This window comes from Massilia violaceinigra (assembly GCF_002752675.1).
In the GTDB taxonomy this organism is placed as follows: Bacteria; Pseudomonadota; Gammaproteobacteria; order Burkholderiales; family Burkholderiaceae_D; genus Telluria_A; species Telluria_A violaceinigra.
Genome location: NZ_CP024608.1, coordinates 5622371 through 5638701 on the forward strand (window position 1 = coordinate 5622371; position 16331 = coordinate 5638701).

Annotated in this window: 13 protein-coding genes and 1 tRNA gene; 7 read left to right on the forward strand and 7 right to left on the reverse strand. The window is 62.8% G+C overall.

Annotation, left to right across the window (positions count from 1 at the left end; genetic code table 11):
* Positions 1-48 precede the first annotated feature (48 nt).
* The 4 genes from clpX to CR152_RS24315 all read right to left on the reverse strand — a co-directional run bounded on the left by clpX (position 49) and on the right by CR152_RS24315 (position 3708).
* A complete protein-coding gene (gene clpX, locus CR152_RS24300; RefSeq protein ID WP_099879298.1) occupies positions 49-1317 on the reverse strand; it encodes an ATP-dependent Clp protease ATP-binding subunit ClpX in 1269 nt (422 codons plus the stop codon).
* 274 nt (positions 1318-1591) lie between these two features.
* On the reverse strand, positions 1592-2209 hold the full coding sequence (gene clpP, locus CR152_RS24305) for an ATP-dependent Clp endopeptidase proteolytic subunit ClpP (protein WP_054262583.1): 618 nt from the start codon (positions 2207-2209) through the stop codon (positions 1592-1594).
* Between the two features lie 37 nt (positions 2210-2246).
* Complete coding sequence (gene tig / locus CR152_RS24310) at positions 2247-3587, reverse strand: trigger factor (RefSeq protein WP_099879300.1); 1341 nt, start codon at positions 3585-3587, stop codon at positions 2247-2249.
* Between the two features lie 34 nt (positions 3588-3621).
* Positions 3622-3708, reverse strand: a tRNA-Leu gene (locus CR152_RS24315).
* A gap of 226 nt (positions 3709-3934) precedes the next feature.
* Here CR152_RS24315 and CR152_RS24320 point away from each other — a divergent pair.
* Complete coding sequence (locus CR152_RS24320; RefSeq protein WP_099879302.1) at positions 3935-5302, forward strand: MATE family efflux transporter; 1368 nt, start codon at positions 3935-3937, stop codon at positions 5300-5302.
* 189 nt (positions 5303-5491) lie between these two features.
* On the opposite strand, the gene CR152_RS24325 is transcribed toward CR152_RS24320, so the two are convergent.
* Both CR152_RS24325 and CR152_RS24330 read right to left on the reverse strand, forming a co-directional pair.
* Positions 5492-8593 carry an efflux RND transporter permease subunit gene (locus CR152_RS24325; RefSeq protein ID WP_099879304.1) on the reverse strand — a complete coding sequence of 1034 codons (3102 nt, stop codon included), beginning with the start codon at positions 8591-8593 and terminating at the stop codon, positions 5492-5494.
* Positions 8590-9732, reverse strand: a complete 1143-nt coding sequence (locus CR152_RS24330; protein WP_157778709.1) for an efflux RND transporter periplasmic adaptor subunit — start codon at positions 9730-9732, stop codon at positions 8590-8592. Before CR152_RS24330 ends, CR152_RS24325 begins: the two co-directional genes overlap by 4 nt.
* A gap of 202 nt (positions 9733-9934) precedes the next feature.
* Here CR152_RS24330 and hpnC point away from each other — a divergent pair, with 202 nt between their 5' ends.
* The 6 genes from hpnC (at position 9935) to CR152_RS24355 (ending at position 15019) form a co-directional block, all read left to right on the forward strand.
* Complete coding sequence (gene hpnC, locus CR152_RS24335) at positions 9935-10744, forward strand: squalene synthase HpnC (RefSeq protein ID WP_099879306.1); 810 nt, start codon at positions 9935-9937, stop codon at positions 10742-10744.
* Between the two features lie 145 nt (positions 10745-10889).
* Positions 10890-11723, forward strand: coding sequence for a presqualene diphosphate synthase HpnD (hpnD, locus tag CR152_RS24340; protein ID WP_099879308.1), 834 nt, complete (start codon positions 10890-10892; stop codon positions 11721-11723).
* 7 nt (positions 11724-11730) lie between these two features.
* Complete coding sequence (gene hpnE, locus CR152_RS24345) at positions 11731-13056, forward strand: hydroxysqualene dehydroxylase HpnE (protein ID WP_099879310.1); 1326 nt, start codon at positions 11731-11733, stop codon at positions 13054-13056.
* A gap of 124 nt (positions 13057-13180) precedes the next feature.
* Positions 13181-13318 (forward strand): hypothetical protein, encoded by a 138-nt coding sequence (locus CR152_RS33230; RefSeq protein ID WP_157778710.1) that lies wholly within the window; start codon positions 13181-13183, stop codon positions 13316-13318.
* 16 nt (positions 13319-13334) lie between these two features.
* On the forward strand, positions 13335-14192 hold the full coding sequence (locus CR152_RS24350; RefSeq protein ID WP_099879312.1) for a DUF1700 domain-containing protein: 858 nt from the start codon (positions 13335-13337) through the stop codon (positions 14190-14192).
* A 20-nt stretch (positions 14193-14212) separates the two neighbouring features.
* The gene (locus CR152_RS24355; RefSeq protein WP_099879314.1) at positions 14213-15019 is read left to right on the forward strand and encodes a head GIN domain-containing protein; all 807 of its coding nucleotides are present in this window, start codon (positions 14213-14215) and stop codon (positions 15017-15019) included.
* Here the strand turns inward: CR152_RS24355 and CR152_RS24360 are convergent.
* Entirely contained in the window at positions 15006-16199 is a 1194-nt protein-coding gene (locus CR152_RS24360) for a TIGR03862 family flavoprotein (RefSeq protein WP_370663863.1), read from the reverse strand. The genes CR152_RS24355 and CR152_RS24360 overlap by 14 nt on opposite strands.
* Positions 16200-16331: the final 132 nt, after the last annotated feature.

Below are 16331 nucleotides of genomic sequence, written 5' to 3' on the forward strand. Positions count from 1 at the left end.
CCAAGAATTCAGGAATCAATGCTTTTGTTGCGTGCGGAGCGCAGAATTTCAGTTTTCGCCCGATGCTTTTGCGCTTTCGCTGTAAATCAGTAAAGGTTTGGCGCCGTTCGTGATCGAATTTTCATCGATAACGACCTTGATGACATTCTGCTGGTTTGGCAATTCGTACATCACATCGAGCAGTGCATGTTCAAGAATGGAACGCAAACCGCGCGCACCGGTCTTGCGTGCCAGTGCCTTGCGGGCAATCGCATGCAAGGCGGCCGGACGGATTTCCAGTTCCGCGCCTTCCATTTCCAGCAACTTGGAATACTGTTTAATCAACGCATTCTTCGGCTCGATCAGAATCTGGATCAGCGCTTCTTCGGTCAGTTCCGACAAGGCGGCAACCACCGGCAGGCGGCCCACCAGTTCGGGAATCAGGCCGAACTTGATCAGGTCTTCCGGTTCGGCTTCGAGCAGCACGTCGGCGCTGGCGCGCTGCGATTCGCTCTTGACGCTGGCCGAGAAGCCGATGCCGCTCTTTTCGGAACGGTTCTGGATGATCTTGACCAGGCCGTCGAACGCGCCGCCGCAGATGAACATGATATTGGTCGTGTCGATCTGGACGAAATCCTGGTTCGGATGCTTGCGCCCGCCTTGTGGCGGTACCGATGCCATCGTGCCTTCGATCAGTTTCAGCAAGGCTTGCTGCACGCCTTCTCCGGACACGTCGCGGGTAATCGACGGATTGTCCGATTTGCGCGAAATCTTGTCGATTTCATCGATGTAGACGATGCCGCGCTGGGCCTTGTCGACTTCGTAATTGCAGCTTTGCAGCAGCTTCTGGATGATGTTCTCGACGTCTTCGCCCACATAACCGGCTTCGGTCAGGGTGGTGGCGTCGGCGATCACGAACGGCACGTTGAGCATGCGCGCCAGGGTCTGGGCCAGCAGGGTCTTGCCCGAACCGGTAGGACCGACCAGCAAGATGTTGCTCTTTGCCAGTTCGACTTCATCCTTCTTGCCCAGGTGCTTGAGGCGCTTGTAATGGTTGTAGACCGCAACGGACAGGATGCGCTTGGCGGTTTGCTGGCCGATCACGTACTGGTCCAGCAATTCCTTGATTTCGTTCGGGGTCGGCAGGTCGGACTTGGCGCCGGCCACCGTTTCCACGTTCGAGGTCTCGTCGCGGATGATGTCGTTACACAGGTCGATGCATTCGTCGCAAATGAAGACGGATGGACCTGCGATGAGTTTCTTCACCTCGTGCTGGCTCTTGCCGCAGAACGAGCAGTAGAGGAGTTTTTCGCCGCTGGAGGATTTTTTGTCTGACATGGGGCAGGTTTCTATTGAATTGCTATAAATGTAACGCGAACCGACGCGCAACAAGGGGGCGCGCTATCAGCATGCTACCCGAAATAAAAACGAAACGCCCGAACGTTGTAGCGCACGGGCGTTTTTTGAGCAACACCTGAGGACGTCCCGGCCTACCTGCTGCACAGCCAGTTCCTGAACCGGCGTGGCGCGTCCTGCTTGCACAGGGCGGCGCGACACGCGGCAAGAACGGACCGGCTCGCTACGGTTGCCCGACACGACCCGCGCTAACGATTTATTCGCGCTTCGCAAGGACTTTGTCGATCAGACCATATTCCGCGGCTTCATCGCCCGACATGAAACGATCGCGGTCGGTATCCTTGTGGATCTGTTCCATCGTCTTGCCCGTACGTTCGGCCAGGATATGGTTCAGACGCTCACGCAGGTAGAGGATTTCCTTGGCCTGGATTTCGATGTCCGAGGCCTGCCCTTGCGAGCCACCCGACGGCTGGTGAATCATGATGCGCGAGTTCGGCAGCGAGAAACGCTTGCCCTTGGCGCCAGCGGCCAGCAGGAAAGCACCCATCGACGCGGCCATCCCGGTGCACAGGGTCGACACGTCCGGCTTGATGAAGTTCATCGTATCGAAGATCGCCAGGCCGGCCGAAACCGATCCGCCAGGCGAGTTGATGTAGAGCGAAATATCCTTGTCCGGATTCTCGCTCTCGAGGAACAGCAGCTGGGCGACGATCAGGTTGGCCATCTGGTCATGCACCGGCCCGACCATGAAAATCACACGTTCCTTGAGCAGGCGCGAGTAAATGTCGTACGAGCGCTCGCCGCGGCCGCTCTGCTCCACGACCATCGGAATGAGGCCGAGTGCTTGTGTATCCAATGCCGGATTATGGTTCATACCTGTCTCTTCCTTTGTAAGCAGCCTAAAGCAGACTTTAAGCTTGTGCGTTGCTTCCCATCAACTCGTCGAATGCAACAGCCTTGGCTGTGACTTTCGCGATACCGAGTACATAGTTAACGACGTTTTCTTCCAATACAAGAGCTTCAACTTCCGACAGGCGGCGACGATCGCTGTAGTAGTACTTGAGTACTTCACGCGGATCTTCGTAGCTTTGGGCGAAATCTTCGATCTGCGCCTTGACCTGCTCAGGGGTAGCCTGCAGCTTGTTGTCGCCAACCAGCTGCGACAGGATCAAGCCCAGGCGCACGCGGCGCTCGGCCTTGGTGGCGAACAGGTCTTGCGGGAATGGCATGTCCTTGACATCCATGCCGCGCTGCGCCATGTCCTGGCGGGTCATTTCGGCCAGACGCTCGGCGTCCTGGGCGATCATGACTTTAGGAACTTCCATCTCGGTGACCTTGACCAGGGCATCCATCACGGCTTCCTTGTTGCGTGCCTTGACGCGGCCCGCGACTTCGCGTTCCAGGTTGACCTTGATGTCGGCGCGCATCTTGTCCAGATCGCCATCTTCCATGCCTAGCGACTTGGCGAACTCGGCATCGACTGCCGGCAGGTGCGCCCACTCGAGTTTTTTCAGGGTGATGGTGAAGTCGGCGGTTTTGCCGGCCACGTCGGCACCGTGGTAATCGGCCGGGAAAGCCAATGGGAAGGTTTTTGCTTCGCCGACTTTCAGGCCGACGGTGGCTGCTTCGAATTCTGGCAGCATGCGGCCTTCGCCGAGCACGAATGCGTAGTCTTCAGCTTTGCCACCTGGGAATTCAACACCATCGATGACGCCGACGAAGTCGACGGTCACGCGGTCGCCATTGGCTGCGACCGGCTCGCCGCCGTCGCCGTGTTCGCCGGCTTCACCCTTGGTGTGGTAATGCACGCGCTGCTTGCGCAGGATTTCAATGGTCTTTTCGATTTCCGCATCCGACACGTCGGCTTTCACGGTTTCGATCTCGACGCCCGACAGGTCGCCGATGACGACTTCAGGATAGACCTCGAAGGTGGCGTCGAACGACAGCACGCCTTCAGCGGAATCTTCCTTTGGTTCGATTTTTGGGAAACCGGCAACGCGCAGCTGGTTCTCGTTGGCGGCGTCATTGAACGCGCGGCCGACTTTATCGTTGAGCACGTCCGATTCGATCTGGTAGCCATATTGCTGCGCGACCATTTTCAGTGGAACTTTGCCTGGACGGAAGCCAGGTGCCTTGGCCGTCTTGGCCTGCTGTTTCAGGCGCTTTTCCACTTCCGTACGGACGTCAGTCAGCGGAAAAGAGATCGTCAAGCGACGTTCGAGTTTACCCAGGGTTTCGACTGCAGTTGCCATTGTAAAAATCGTCCAAAAAATAGTATTAAACTCGTGGTGCGAGGAGGGGGACTCGAACCCCCACACCATTGCTGGCGTCAGGACCTAAACCTGGTGCGTCTACCAATTTCGCCATCCTCGCGGGATCGCATTGACCGCCATCATCGGCGAGAGAATGCACCTTTCCATCTGAAAAAACAAAGGGCGCCCGACAGTGAAACCGGCCGCCCTGCACTGCCTTTGTTAGGGGCTACAACTTCAACCCGGTATTTTACTGGATTTTCTGACCACATAGGGCGTTTTTTGAAACGGACTCAGGCGGCGTATAATTTGGAAACGTTTTCAGTCCTTTAGAGAAATACCCCTGCATGTCCTCCAATCACATTAACAAAGTGCGCCAGGCGAGTCTATTCGCCATGACGTGGCCGATCTTCATCGAGCAGCTCTCGCATATCCTGCCGGGGATTGTGGACACCTTCATGGTCAGCCACCTGGGCGACTCGGCCGTGGCCGGGCTGGCGGTGGCCAACCAGATCGTGGGCTTCTGCATCATTCTGTTTTCGTTTGTCGGCATCGGCAGCGCCGTCGTGCTCACCCACTACCTGGGCGCGGGCGACCGGGCAGGCGCGGAACGCGTGGCGGCCACGGCGGTGGGCATCAACTTCTGGCTCGGGGTGGTGGTCAGTCTGGCGATCTGGGCACTCTCGGCCGACATGCTGCGCCTGCTGCACCTGCCGCCGCAACTGATGCCCTACGCCCAGCCGTTTCTGGCGCTGATGGGCGGCACCCTGTTCCTCGAATCGATCAATATCGCGTTCGGCTCGGTACTGCGCGCGCATGGGCACACGCGCGAAGCGATGTATGTCGCCATCGGCATGAACGTGCTCAATCTCATCTTGAATGTGGTACTGATTTTCGGCCTGCTGGGTGCGCCCAAGATGGGCGTGATCGGCGCGGCGCTGTCGACCGTCATCAGCCGCGCCGTGGCCTGCGTGGCCCTGGCCTGGCTGGTGCGGCGTCAACTGAAGCTTGGCGTGCGCCTGTCATGGTTCCTGAACCTGTCGCGCGACACGCTGGCGCGCATCCTCAAGATCGGCTTGCCGGCGGCGGGCGAGAATCTGTGCTGGCAAGCCAGCTTCATGGTGATTACCTACTTTGTCGGGCAAATGGGCGTGGTCCAGCTGGCGACGTTTTCGTATGCGATTCAGCTGTCGATGATCATGATGATGCTGGGAATTTCAATCGGCATCAGCACCGAGATCATGATCGGGCACATGATCGGCGCGGGCGAGTTCGATGAAGCCTACCGCCAGTTGCTGCGCAGCTTGCGCGTGGGCTTGGCGGTGACGGTGCTGACGACCTGCGTGGTGGTGCTGCTGGCGCCGTGGCTGCTGGGCTTTTTCAGCAAGGACCCGGCGATCGTGGCCGGCGGCGCGGTACTGCTGCGCATCAGCCTGCTGCTGGAACCAGGGCGCACGTTCAATCTGGTGGTGATCAATTCACTGCGGGCAACGGGCGACGCGCGCTTTCCGGTGCTGATGGGCGTGTGTTCGATGTGGGGCGTGGCGGTGCCGCTGGCATGGCTGCTGGGCCTGCATTTGGGCTGGGGATTGATTGGGGTGTGGATCGCGTTCACCTGCGACGAATGGGTGCGCGGACTGGCGATGTACGCGAGGTGGAAGAGCCGGGTGTGGGAAAAACATGCGCACGCGGTACGGGCGCATGTGGCGGCTTGAAGCAGACGAGCACCGCTAACCTCGGCTTCGTCGTCCCGCTAACCTTTCCTGCGTAACCGTTAACCGCAAAACCGTCGTTCCCGCGAAGGCGGGAACCCAAGCTTGATCCGCTGCCACCGGCTGAGCGACGAACTTGGGTTCCCGCCTTCGCGGGAACGACGGTTTTAAGGATAGCGAATTAACAGCAGATTACGTGCGTAGCGCGACCGCTTCCACCGGCTTCTTGACCCGGAACCACGCCGCATACAACGCCGGCAGGAACAGCAAGGTCAAGGCCGTCGCCACCACCAGTCCACCCATGATGGCGACCGCCATCGGCCCCCAGAACACGGAACGCGACAGCGGAATCATCGCCAGCGCGGCCGCCGCGGCCGTCAACACGATCGGCCGGCAGCGCCGTACCGCCGCCTCGATCACCGCATTCCACGGCTCGGCCCCGGCAGCGATATCCTGCTCGATCTGATCGACCAGAATCACGGAATTGCGGATGATCATGCCGAACAGCGCAATCACACCCAGATTCGCGACGAATCCGAACGGACGGTCCAGGATCAGCAGCGCCATCGCGGCGCCAGCCACGCCCAGCGGTCCGGTCAGGAACACCAGCAGCGAACGCGAGAAGCTGTGCAGCTGCAGCATCAGCAGGGTGAACACAATGAACAGCACCAGCGGCACATTCGCCGCGATCGACGCTTCCGCGGCCGCACTGTCGGCAGCGGCGCCGGCCAGCGAGATCGTGTAGCCTGGCGGCAGCGCCGCGCGCAGGTCGGCCAGCTTCAGGCCGATCTGGTCGGACACGGTCGGTCCCTGGATGCCGTCGACCACATCGGACTGCGCTGTGATCGCCCATTCGCGTCCTTCACGCCACACCACGCCCGGTTCCCACACAAAATGGGCGCGCGCGATCTGCGAAATGGTCACCGACTTGCCCGACGCCGTCGGGATGTTGGTGTCGTTGAGCACCGCCATGGTCGCGCGCTCTTCCACCGGCTGGCGTACCACGATGTCGATCAGCTTATTGTCCTCGCGGAACTGGCCGATGGTCGTGCCCGACAGGATGGTATTGGCCGCGCGCATCACCGTTTGCGAGGTCACGCCCAGCGCGCGCAGTTTTTCCTGGTCCAGGTCGAGGCGCAGTACCTTGATCGATTCGTTCCAGTTGTCATTGACGCCGATCGCATTCGGATTGGCGCGCATGATGTCCTTGACCTTGTCGGCAAAATCGCGCACGACGGCGATTTCCGGACCGGCCACGCGGAACTGCACCGGATACGGCACCGGCGGCCCGTTCGGCAGCAGCTTGACCCTGCCGCGCACTTCCGGGAAGTCTTTCTTGAAGATGTCGACAATCTTCAGGCGCAGCGCTTCGCGCGTTTCCAGGCTCTTGGCCAGTACCACGACTTGCGACACGTTCGATTGCGGAAAGAGCTGGTCCAGCGGCAGATAAAACCGCGGGCTGCCGGTGCCGACATAGCTGGTCACGCTCTCGACATTGGCTTCCTTGACCATCAGCTTCTCGAACTTCTTCACCAGCGCTTCGTTGGCGCGGAACGCGGTGCCTTCCGGCGTCCACATCTCGACCATCAGCTCGGGCCGGCTGGAATCGGGGAAGAATTGCTTCTCGATAAAGTTGAAGCCGTACACGCCGAGGAAAAACACGCCCAGGCTCAGCGCAATGGTGGTCTTGCGCCATTCCACGCACCAGGTCACGACGCGGCGGAAACGCTGGAAACCCGGCGTATTGAACAGGTCGTGCTCGCCCTCGCCAGCCGCGTGCGGCTTGACCTTGAGGATCAGGTAGCCGATGTACGGCGTAAACACCACCGCCACCAGCCACGAAATCAGCAGTGCCAGCGCATTGACCGAGAACATCGAAAAGGTGTACTCGCCGGCGGCCGACTTGGCCAGGCCGATCGGCAGGAAGCCGGCGGCCGTGATCAGGGTGCCGGTCAGCATCGGCATCGCGGTCGAGGTGTAGGCGAAGGTGGCCGCCTCGAAGCGCGACATGCCCTCCTCCATCTTGCGCACCATCATTTCAACGGCGATGATGGCGTCATCGACCAGCAAGCCGAGCGCGATGATCAGCGCGCCGAGCGAAATCTTGTGCAGGTCGATGTCGAACAGGCGCATGAACAGGAAGGTAATGGCCAGCACCAGCGGAATGGTCAGCGCCACCACCAGGCCGGGCCGCGCATCGATGCGCAGCGGCTTGGTATGCAGGCCCAGCGCCAGGAAACTGACCGCCAGCACGATCACGACCGCTTCGATCAGCACCTTGATGAATTCGCTCACCGAGGCCGTCACCGCGCGCGGCTGGTCCGATACCCGTTCGAGTTCGATGCCGACCGGCAGCTTGGCCTTGATACGGGCCACGGTGTCATCGAGCCCCTTGCCCATCTGAATGATATTGCCGCCCTTTTCCATCGACACGCCCAGGCCGATGACTTCCTTGCCGTTAAAACGCATCTTTTCCAGCGGCGGATCCTGGTATTCGCGCTTGATGGTGGCGAAGTCGCCCAGGCGGAAGGTGGTGCCGTTGGCACGCAGCTCCAGGTTTTCGAGGTCCTTGGCGCTGGTCAGGGCGCCGGTGACGCGCACTTGCAGGTTGTCCGTTTCGGTGACCAGCACACCGGTCGACTCGACCGAGTTTTGCGTGGCGATCTGGTTGGCGATGACTTCGAACGGCACGCCGAGCTGCGCAAATTTCTTGTGCGAAAACTCGATATTGAGTTTTTCCGTCTGCACGCCGAACTGCTCGACTTTCGATACCAGCGGCACTTGCAGCAGTTGCTGGCGCACGAAGTCGGCATATTCCTTGACCTCGGCGTAGTTGAAGCCGTCGGCCGAGAGCGCGAAGATCGAGCCGTAGGTGTCGCCGAATTCATCGTTGAAGAACGGTCCGATCACCCCGGCCGGCAAGGTGCCGCGGATGTCGCCGATCTTCTTGCGCACCTGATACCAGGCGTTGGCGGTCTCGCGCGGGGGCGTCGATTCGCGCAGCTGCAAGATGATGATCACTTCGCCCGGCTTGGAATAACTCTTGATCTTGTCGATATAGGGCGTTTCCTGCAGCTTCCTTTCCAGCTTGTCGGTGACCTGCTCGGCCATCTGCACCGCGGTCGAGCCCGGCCAGATCGCGCGCACCACCATCACGCGGAACGTAAACGGCGGATCTTCATCCTGCCCCAGATTCATGTAGCTGATCACCCCGCCCAGCAGCAGCGCGACCATCAGGTAGCGCGTCAGCGGAATATGCTCCAGCGCCCAGCGAGAAAGATTGAACCCCTTCATTTGGCAACCTCAACCTTTGCTGCCGCCTGTGCCGCTGCCTGCGGTGCGGGTTTCGCAGCCGGCAGCGGGTCGCTCGACGAGGTATCCGGCGGCAGGATCGTCACTTTCTGGCCCTGCTTGAGCAGGTTCACGCCGGCCGTCACCACGGTCTGGCCGGACGTCACGCCGCTGGCCAGCACCACCTCGTTGCCGGACGTGCCGACAATGGTCACCGGCACCATGCGCGCCACGCCCTTGTCGACCACCCACACCGAGGTCGTGTTCTTTTCGTGATACAGCGCCGTCAGCGGCACCTTGATCTGCGGCGTGGCCATCGTGCTGGCGAACTGCACCATGGCAGTCATGCCCAGCTTGACGTCGGCCGCGCTGTCGGGAATCGATACCTTGACCGCGTAAGTGCGGGTGGCGGGGTCGGCCACCGGCGAGACTTCACGCACCTTGCCGGGAATGACCACATCCTTGTTGGCCCACAGGCGCACGGTCACGTCGGTGAGCTTGCGCAATTGCTCGACCTTATCTTCCGGCAAGCCGATGACGATTTCCTTCTCGCCCATCTTGGCCACCCGCACCACCGGGGTGCCCGGCGACACGACCTGCCCCACTTCCGCGTCCACGGCCGTGACCACGCCATCGACATCCGACACCAGGGTGGCGTAGCCAGCCTGGTTCGACTGCCCGAAATACGCCGCCTGGGCCGCGTCGACGCTGGACTGCGCCGAGCTGAACGCCGACACCTTGGCGTCGAGCACAGCCTGGCTGACGAAATTCTTCACGCGCAATTCCTGATAGCGCTTCAGTTCCGCCTTGGCCAGGTCGCGCCCGGTTTCCGCCGCGCGCAGGTTGGCCTTGGCCTGGGCCTGCGACAACTTCAAGTCTTGCGGATCGAGCTGCATCAGCACCTGGCCCTTCTTGACCACCGTCCCGGCGTCGACCTTGCGCGCGGTAATCTTGCCGCCAACCCGGAATCCGAGACGCGACTCGACCCGCGCCCGCACCTCGCCGGCGAATTCGGCGTTCACGCCCACACTGCTCGACGTCAGCACCAGGGCGCGTACGGGACGGATGTCCTCGGTTTTTTCGGCGGGCTTGGAGCAGGCGGACAGCAGCGCGGCCATCACGGCGGCACTGAGAACGGTCATCGGGGCCAAAGGTCTTTGGCGCAGGTTTTTCACGGGGAACACGGTGTTTTCCTTTACTATGCGGTGGTCGCGACCCCGAGGGATCGACGATGGTGTCGAGATGCTACTACTCGTTCGACCCTGAGAGCTAACTGACTTTCTGGTTAGTAATTATAATACTGCAAGTTTTATTTGCAAATGACTTTCGCGTCATTAATACTCCATGCCTGTCGATCACTACGAGAACTTCCCCGTCGCCTCTGTATTGCTGCCCCGGCGGCTGGTGCCGGCCGTGGAAGCGATCTACGCTTTCGCCCGCACCGCTGACGACATCGCCGACGAAGGCGACGCCACCGGCCCCGAGCGGCTGGCCGCGCTCACCGCTTACGAGGCCGCGCTGGACGCCATCGGCCGCGGCGAAACCCAGAGCGAACCGTTGTTCCAGCGCCTCGCCGGCGTGATCGAACAGTATAGATTGCCGCTGCAACCGTTCCAAGACCTGCTGTCGGCCTTCAAGCAGGATGTGGACACCACGCGCTACCCCAGCTTCGAGCTGCTGCTCGATTACTGCCGCCGCTCGGCCAATCCGGTCGGTTTCCTGATGCTGTCGCTGTATGGCGCCGTGGACGAGGCCAACGTGCGCGACTCGGACGCCATCTGTTCGGCGCTGCAGCTGATCAACTTCCTGCAAGACGTCGGCATCGACCGTCAAAAAGACCGCATTTACCTGCCCTTGGAGGATTTACAGCGCTTCGGCGTGGCCCCGGCCCAGCTCGACCAATCGCGTACCGACGGCAACTGGCGCGCCCTGATGGCCTTCGAGGTGGCCCGCGCGCGCACGCTGATGATGTCGGGCGCGCCGCTGGCGCTGCGTTTGCCGGGCCGCATCGGCTGGGAATTGCGGCTGGTGGTCCAGGGCGGCTTGCGCATCCTGGAAGAAATAGAGAAGGTCGGCTACGACGTCTTCGGCCAGCGCCCGCAGATCAAAACGCTGGACTGGCTGGTGATTGGGTGGCGCGCAATACGCATGTAAGCCGGCATGTAACCCGGCATCAAACGCGGCTTGTGACCCGCTGTCGCGCTGCTTGACGACGAAAAAACCCGCGCCGCCTGCCTCGACTGGCACTCATCGGCTATAGAATAGCGGCTTCGCTTCGCGCACCCTTGCATTTTTGACCATGTCCCCAGACGAATACTGCCAACAAAAGACCGTCCAGAGCGGCTCGAGCTTTTATTACAGCTTCCTGTTCCTGCCTCCGGAGCGGCGCCGCGCGATCACTGCGCTGTACGCCTTCTGCCGCGAGGTGGACGACACGGTGGACGAATGCACCGACCAGTCGATCGCGCGCATCAAGCTGGCCTGGTGGCGCAACGAGCTCTCCAGCATGTACGCCGGCGCGCCCACCCACCCAGTGACGCAAGCCTTGCAGCCGCACCTGACGGTCTACAACCTGCAGGAAACGCACATGCAGGCCATCGTCGACGGCATGGAAATGGATCTGGACCAGACCCGCTACCTCGATTTCCCGGCCATGAAGCGCTACTGCTGGCACGTGGCCAGCGTGGTCGGCATTCTGTCGGCGAGCATTTTCGGCGTGACCAATCCCAAGACCCTGGAGTATGCGGAGCAGCTCGGCTTGGCGTTTCAGCTGACCAATATCATCCGCGACGTGGGTGAAGATGCGCGCAAGGGCCGGATTTACCTGCCTGTCAACGAACTGCAACAGTTCGGCGTGACCGCGGCCGACCTGCTCAACGCGCGCCATAGCGACAAGTTCGAGAACCTGATGCGCTTCCAGACCGAACGCGCGCAAAAGGTCTACGACGAAGCCTTTGCCCTGCTGCCCAAGGAAGACCGGCGCGCCCAGCGTCCCGGCCTGATGATGGCGGCCATCTACCGCACCGTGCTCGACGAAATCGAACGCGACAACTTCCACGTGCTCACCCAGCGTATTTCGCTCACGCCGCTGCGCAAACTGTGGCTGGCGTGGAAGACCTACATCCGTGGCTAAAGTGGACATGAGCGCCGCCGTCATCGGCGCCGGCTGGGCCGGCTGCAGCGCGGCCGTCGAACTGGCCCGCGCCGGCTGCAAGGTCACCCTGTTCGAGGCCGCGCGCACACTCGGCGGACGGGCACGCGCGGTCGATGTGCAGGGCCGCCAGCTCGACAACGGCCAGCACATTTTGCTCGGCGCCTACAAGGAATCGCTGCGCCTGATGCGCGCGGTCGGTATCGACCTGCACGCCGCCATGCTCTACCTGCCGCTGCAGATGCGCTATCCGAAGGAAAGCGGCGGCATGGACTTTGTCGCCCCGCGCCTGCCGGCGCCGCTGCACCTGGCGCTGGCCCTGCTGCGCGCCGACGGCCTGGCCTTTGCCGACAAGATGGCCTTGGCGCGCTTTTCCTCGACCGCGCGCTGGATGGACTGGCGCCTGCACACCGACTGCAGCGTCAGCGAGTTGCTTGAACGCTACGACCAGACCGATCGCCTCATCGAACTGATGTGGCGTCCGCTGTGCCTGGCGGCGCTCAACACCGCGCCCGAACGCGCCTCGGCCCAGGTCTTCCTGGCCGTGCTGCGCGACAGCCTGGGCGCGAGCCGCGCCAGTTCCGACATGCTGCTGCCGCGCGTGGACCTGAGCGCGCTGTTCCCGGTGGCAGCGGCAGCCTTCGTGGAACGCGCCGGCGGCGCCGTGCGCCTGGGCGCCAAGGTCGGCACCCTGGCGCCCGCTGACGCTAGCGGCGGCTGGCTCCTTGGCGAAGGCGAGCGCTTCGACGCCGTTGTCATCGCCACCGCGCCGCCGGCGGCCGCCACCCTGCTCGAACAGGCCGGAGCGGCCGACCTGGCGGCCAGCCTGCAGCATTTCGAGTACGAACCGATCACTACCTGCTACCTGCAATATCCGGCCGCCACCCGGCTCGACCTGCCCTTCTACGCCCTGCGCGACAATGCCGCCAGCGGCCACTGGGGCCAGTTCGTGTTCGACCGCGGCCAGCTCGACGCCGCGCAGGCGGGCCTGTTCTCGGTGGTCATCAGCGCCTCGGGCGCGGCCTCGGAACTGGGACGCGAGGCGCTGGCCCAGGCCGTTGCCGACCAGTTGGCCACCGTACTGGGCCGCCCGGAACTGAGCCATCCGGAATGGGTCCAGGTCATCAGCGAAAAACGCGCCACCTTCGCCTGCACCCCGGGCCTGGCGCGGCCCGCCAACGCGACCGGACTGGCGCGCCTGGCGCTGGCCGGCGACTACACCGCCAGTGACTATCCGGCAACAATCGAGTCGGCCGTGCGCAGCGGCGTGGCGGCCGCGCGCGTGGTCCTGTCGGCCAAGGCCACAAAAAAGTGAACGACTGTCCCCCGATTTGGTCGTTTGCGGCGCTGAAAGTGCAGCCTGTCGCATTCCGGTGGAGCTGAACTGTCCGTTTTCGTACAGTAGCACCATCGAAACAGGATTTTTACACGGACAGCACATGAACATCGCACTCGGCCTTCGCGCACTCGCATTACTGGTTTTTGTTGCCGCGACTACCGCCGTCATCGTCATGCCGGACCTGCTCGGCGGCGACTCGCAGATTCTCCATTCGGGCGTGGCGCTGAGCCATTCCTGATCCAAAGGCGACCATCATGGGCAAACTCGACTATCTCGACGCGCTGCGGCGCGCCATGGCGGGCATTTCCGCCGACACCCAGGCCAACACGCTGGCTTACTACGAACAGCGCTTCATCGACGGCGTGGCCGCCGGCCGCACCGAGGCCGAGGTGGCCGCCGGTCTCGACGCGCCGACCGCGATCGCCATGAAGCTGCGCGCCAGCGTGCACATGCATTCTTTCGAGCAAAAGAAAAATCCCGCCAACCTGATGCGCATGCTGGTGTCGATCGTCGGCCTGGGCATCTTCAACCTGTTCATGGTGGTGCCGGCGCTGGTCTACGCGGCCCTGCTGGCCCTGCTGTACGCGGCCGGGCTGGCCTTTTACGTGGCCGGCATCGCCATTACCGCCAGCGGCCTGGCGGGCGCCAACGAACTGGTGCTCGATGGCCCTTTCCGCGAGCTGATCCTGAGCGACGCCTCCAGCGACGAGCGCAACACGATGCAAGCGAAAGTGTCGATTAGCCAGGACGGCGTGCGCTTCTTCCGCGAACACAGGGCCGGCAATGTCCCCAAGGAGGCCGTGGAAGCCATGCGCGAAGCCGGCGAGGCCGCTGACACGGCGGACGCGACCAGTGAAGCGGGCGACGAAGCCGCGCAGGACGGCCCGAAAAAGACCAGCGTGATCCGCCGCGCCGAGGAAGCGGCCAGCGTCGGCGTGCGCATCACCACCAACCTCGAACCCGGGTCGCGCGCTACCCAGACCGTCTTTGGGCTGGGCATCGTACTGGCCGGCATCGTGATCTTCCTGCTGTGCCTGGTCATTACGAAATACACGCTGACCGGCATCCGCCGCTACGCCGAAATGAATGTTTCCCTGCTCAAGGGCAACTAAACGCGGAACCGGAGAATTTCATGCGATCACTTATCAAAGTCGGCTTCGGCCTGCTGCTCCTCGCTTTCGTCCTGATCGCCCTGTTCTACGGCATGCTGCGGGCCCAGGGCACGACTCGTCCGGCCAATCCGGAAGGCCGCGTGGTCGCCAGCGAAGCGCGCCATGTGGGCAACGACGTCACCTCGGTCGTGCTCGGCGGCCCGATCGACATGACCCTGCGCCAGGGCGCGGTAGCGTCGCTGACCGTGCGCGGCGAACAGCGCTTGCTGGGCAATATAGCAACCGTGAGCGAAGGCAATACCCTGCACATCGAAACCAAGGGCATGCTGCTGCACCATAAACAGCCGCTGCAAGTGGTGCTGGTGCTGCCGTCCATCGACAGCGTCAGGATTCATGGCAGCGGCGACAGCACCATCAACGGTTTCAGCGGCGACAAGATCGCGCTGCAACTGCATGGTTCCGGCGACGTCAAATTCAATGGCCGCTACCGCGCAGTCGAAGCCGGCCTGCAAGGCAGCGGCGACATCGAGCTCAACGGGGGGAACAGCGACAAGGTCGAGGTCAGCGTGATCGGTTCGGGCAGCATGACGGTGGTGGGCGCGGCCAAGCAGTTCAAGGTGGCGCAGACCGGTTCGGGCGACCTCGACGCCGAGCACCTGAGCGCCGATACCGTCGCCGTCGAGCTGATGGGTTCGGGCAGCGCGGTTGTTCAGGCCCGCAAAAGCGCCACCGTCAACCTGCGCGGCAGCGGCGACGTGAACGTGCACGGCAATCCGGACGAGCGCAACGTCACCCGCAACGGCTCGGGCGACGTCACGTTCGAGTAAGCGGCCGCTGCGCCAGCCAGGCCAGCGCTCCATGTCCGGCGGCGCGGCCGCTGGCAAAGCAGGCGGTGAGCAGGTAGCCGCCGGTGGGCGCTTCCCAGTCGACCATTTCGCCGGCGGCGAATACCCCCGGCAGTGCGCTCAGCATGGCGTGCCCGTCGAGCGCGTCGAAGCGCACGCCGCCGGCGCTGCTGATCGCCTCGTCGATCGGGCGCGCCCGTTTCAAGGTGACCGGCAGCATTTTCAGGGCCGCCGCCAGGCGCGCCGGGTCGGCGAATTCGTCCGCCGACAGGCATTCGCGCAGCAATCCCGATTTCACCCCCTTGATACCCAGCCGGCTTTGCAGATGGCTCGACATCGAGCGTGAACCGCGCGGGCGAGCCACGTCCTCCAGCACCCGTTCGGCGCTGAAATCGGGCACCAGGTCGAGCCAGATGGTGGCGCTGCCGCTTGCCGCAATCTGCTCGCGCAGATCGGCCGACAAGGCGTAGATCAGGCTGCCCTCGACGCCAGTGGCGGTAATCACGAACTGCCCCTGGCGCTTGTGCAGGCGGCCCTGGGCGTCGGGGGCGGTAATGGCCACCGTGGTCAGCGGCGCGCCCGCGTGGCGGCTGCTGAAATGCTCGCTCCAGCCGGTGTCGAAACCGCAGTTCGACGGCACCAGCGGCGCCACCGCGACCGCGCGCTCCTGCAGCAGCGGCACCCAGGCGCCGTCCGAACCCAGGCGCGCCCAGCTGCCGCCGCCGAGCGCCAGGATGACCGCATCGGCGGTGAGCTCGAGCTCGCCCTCGGGTGTGGCGAAACGCAGCGCCGCGCCATTCCAGCCCAGCCAGCGATGGCGCATGTGCAGCTGCACGCCCGCCTCGCGCAAGCGGTGCAGCCAGGCACGCAGCAGGGGCGCGGCCTTCATATCGGTCGGAAATACCCGTCCGGAGGTGCCCACGAAGGTGTCGACGCCGAGGCCATGAATCCAGTCGCGCACCGCTTGTGCGTCGAAGCGCTCCAGCCACGGCGCCACTTGTCCGCTGCGTGCGCCGTAGCGCTGCAGAAAATCGGCGGATGGCTCCGAATGCGTGATATTCATGCCGCCCTTGCCCGCCAGCAGGAACTTGCGCCCGACCGACGGCATCGCATCGTACAGGTCGACCGCCACCCCGCCCTGGCTCAGGACTTCGGCGGCCATCAGGCCGGCCGGGCCGCCGCCGATGACGGCGACGCGGGCTTGGGGAAGGTTTTCAGCAGGCATGACAGACTCGGTGCGGCGGTTGAACGACCCGCATTGTAGTCGACTTCGGCAAGCTGAAAATAGATGTAA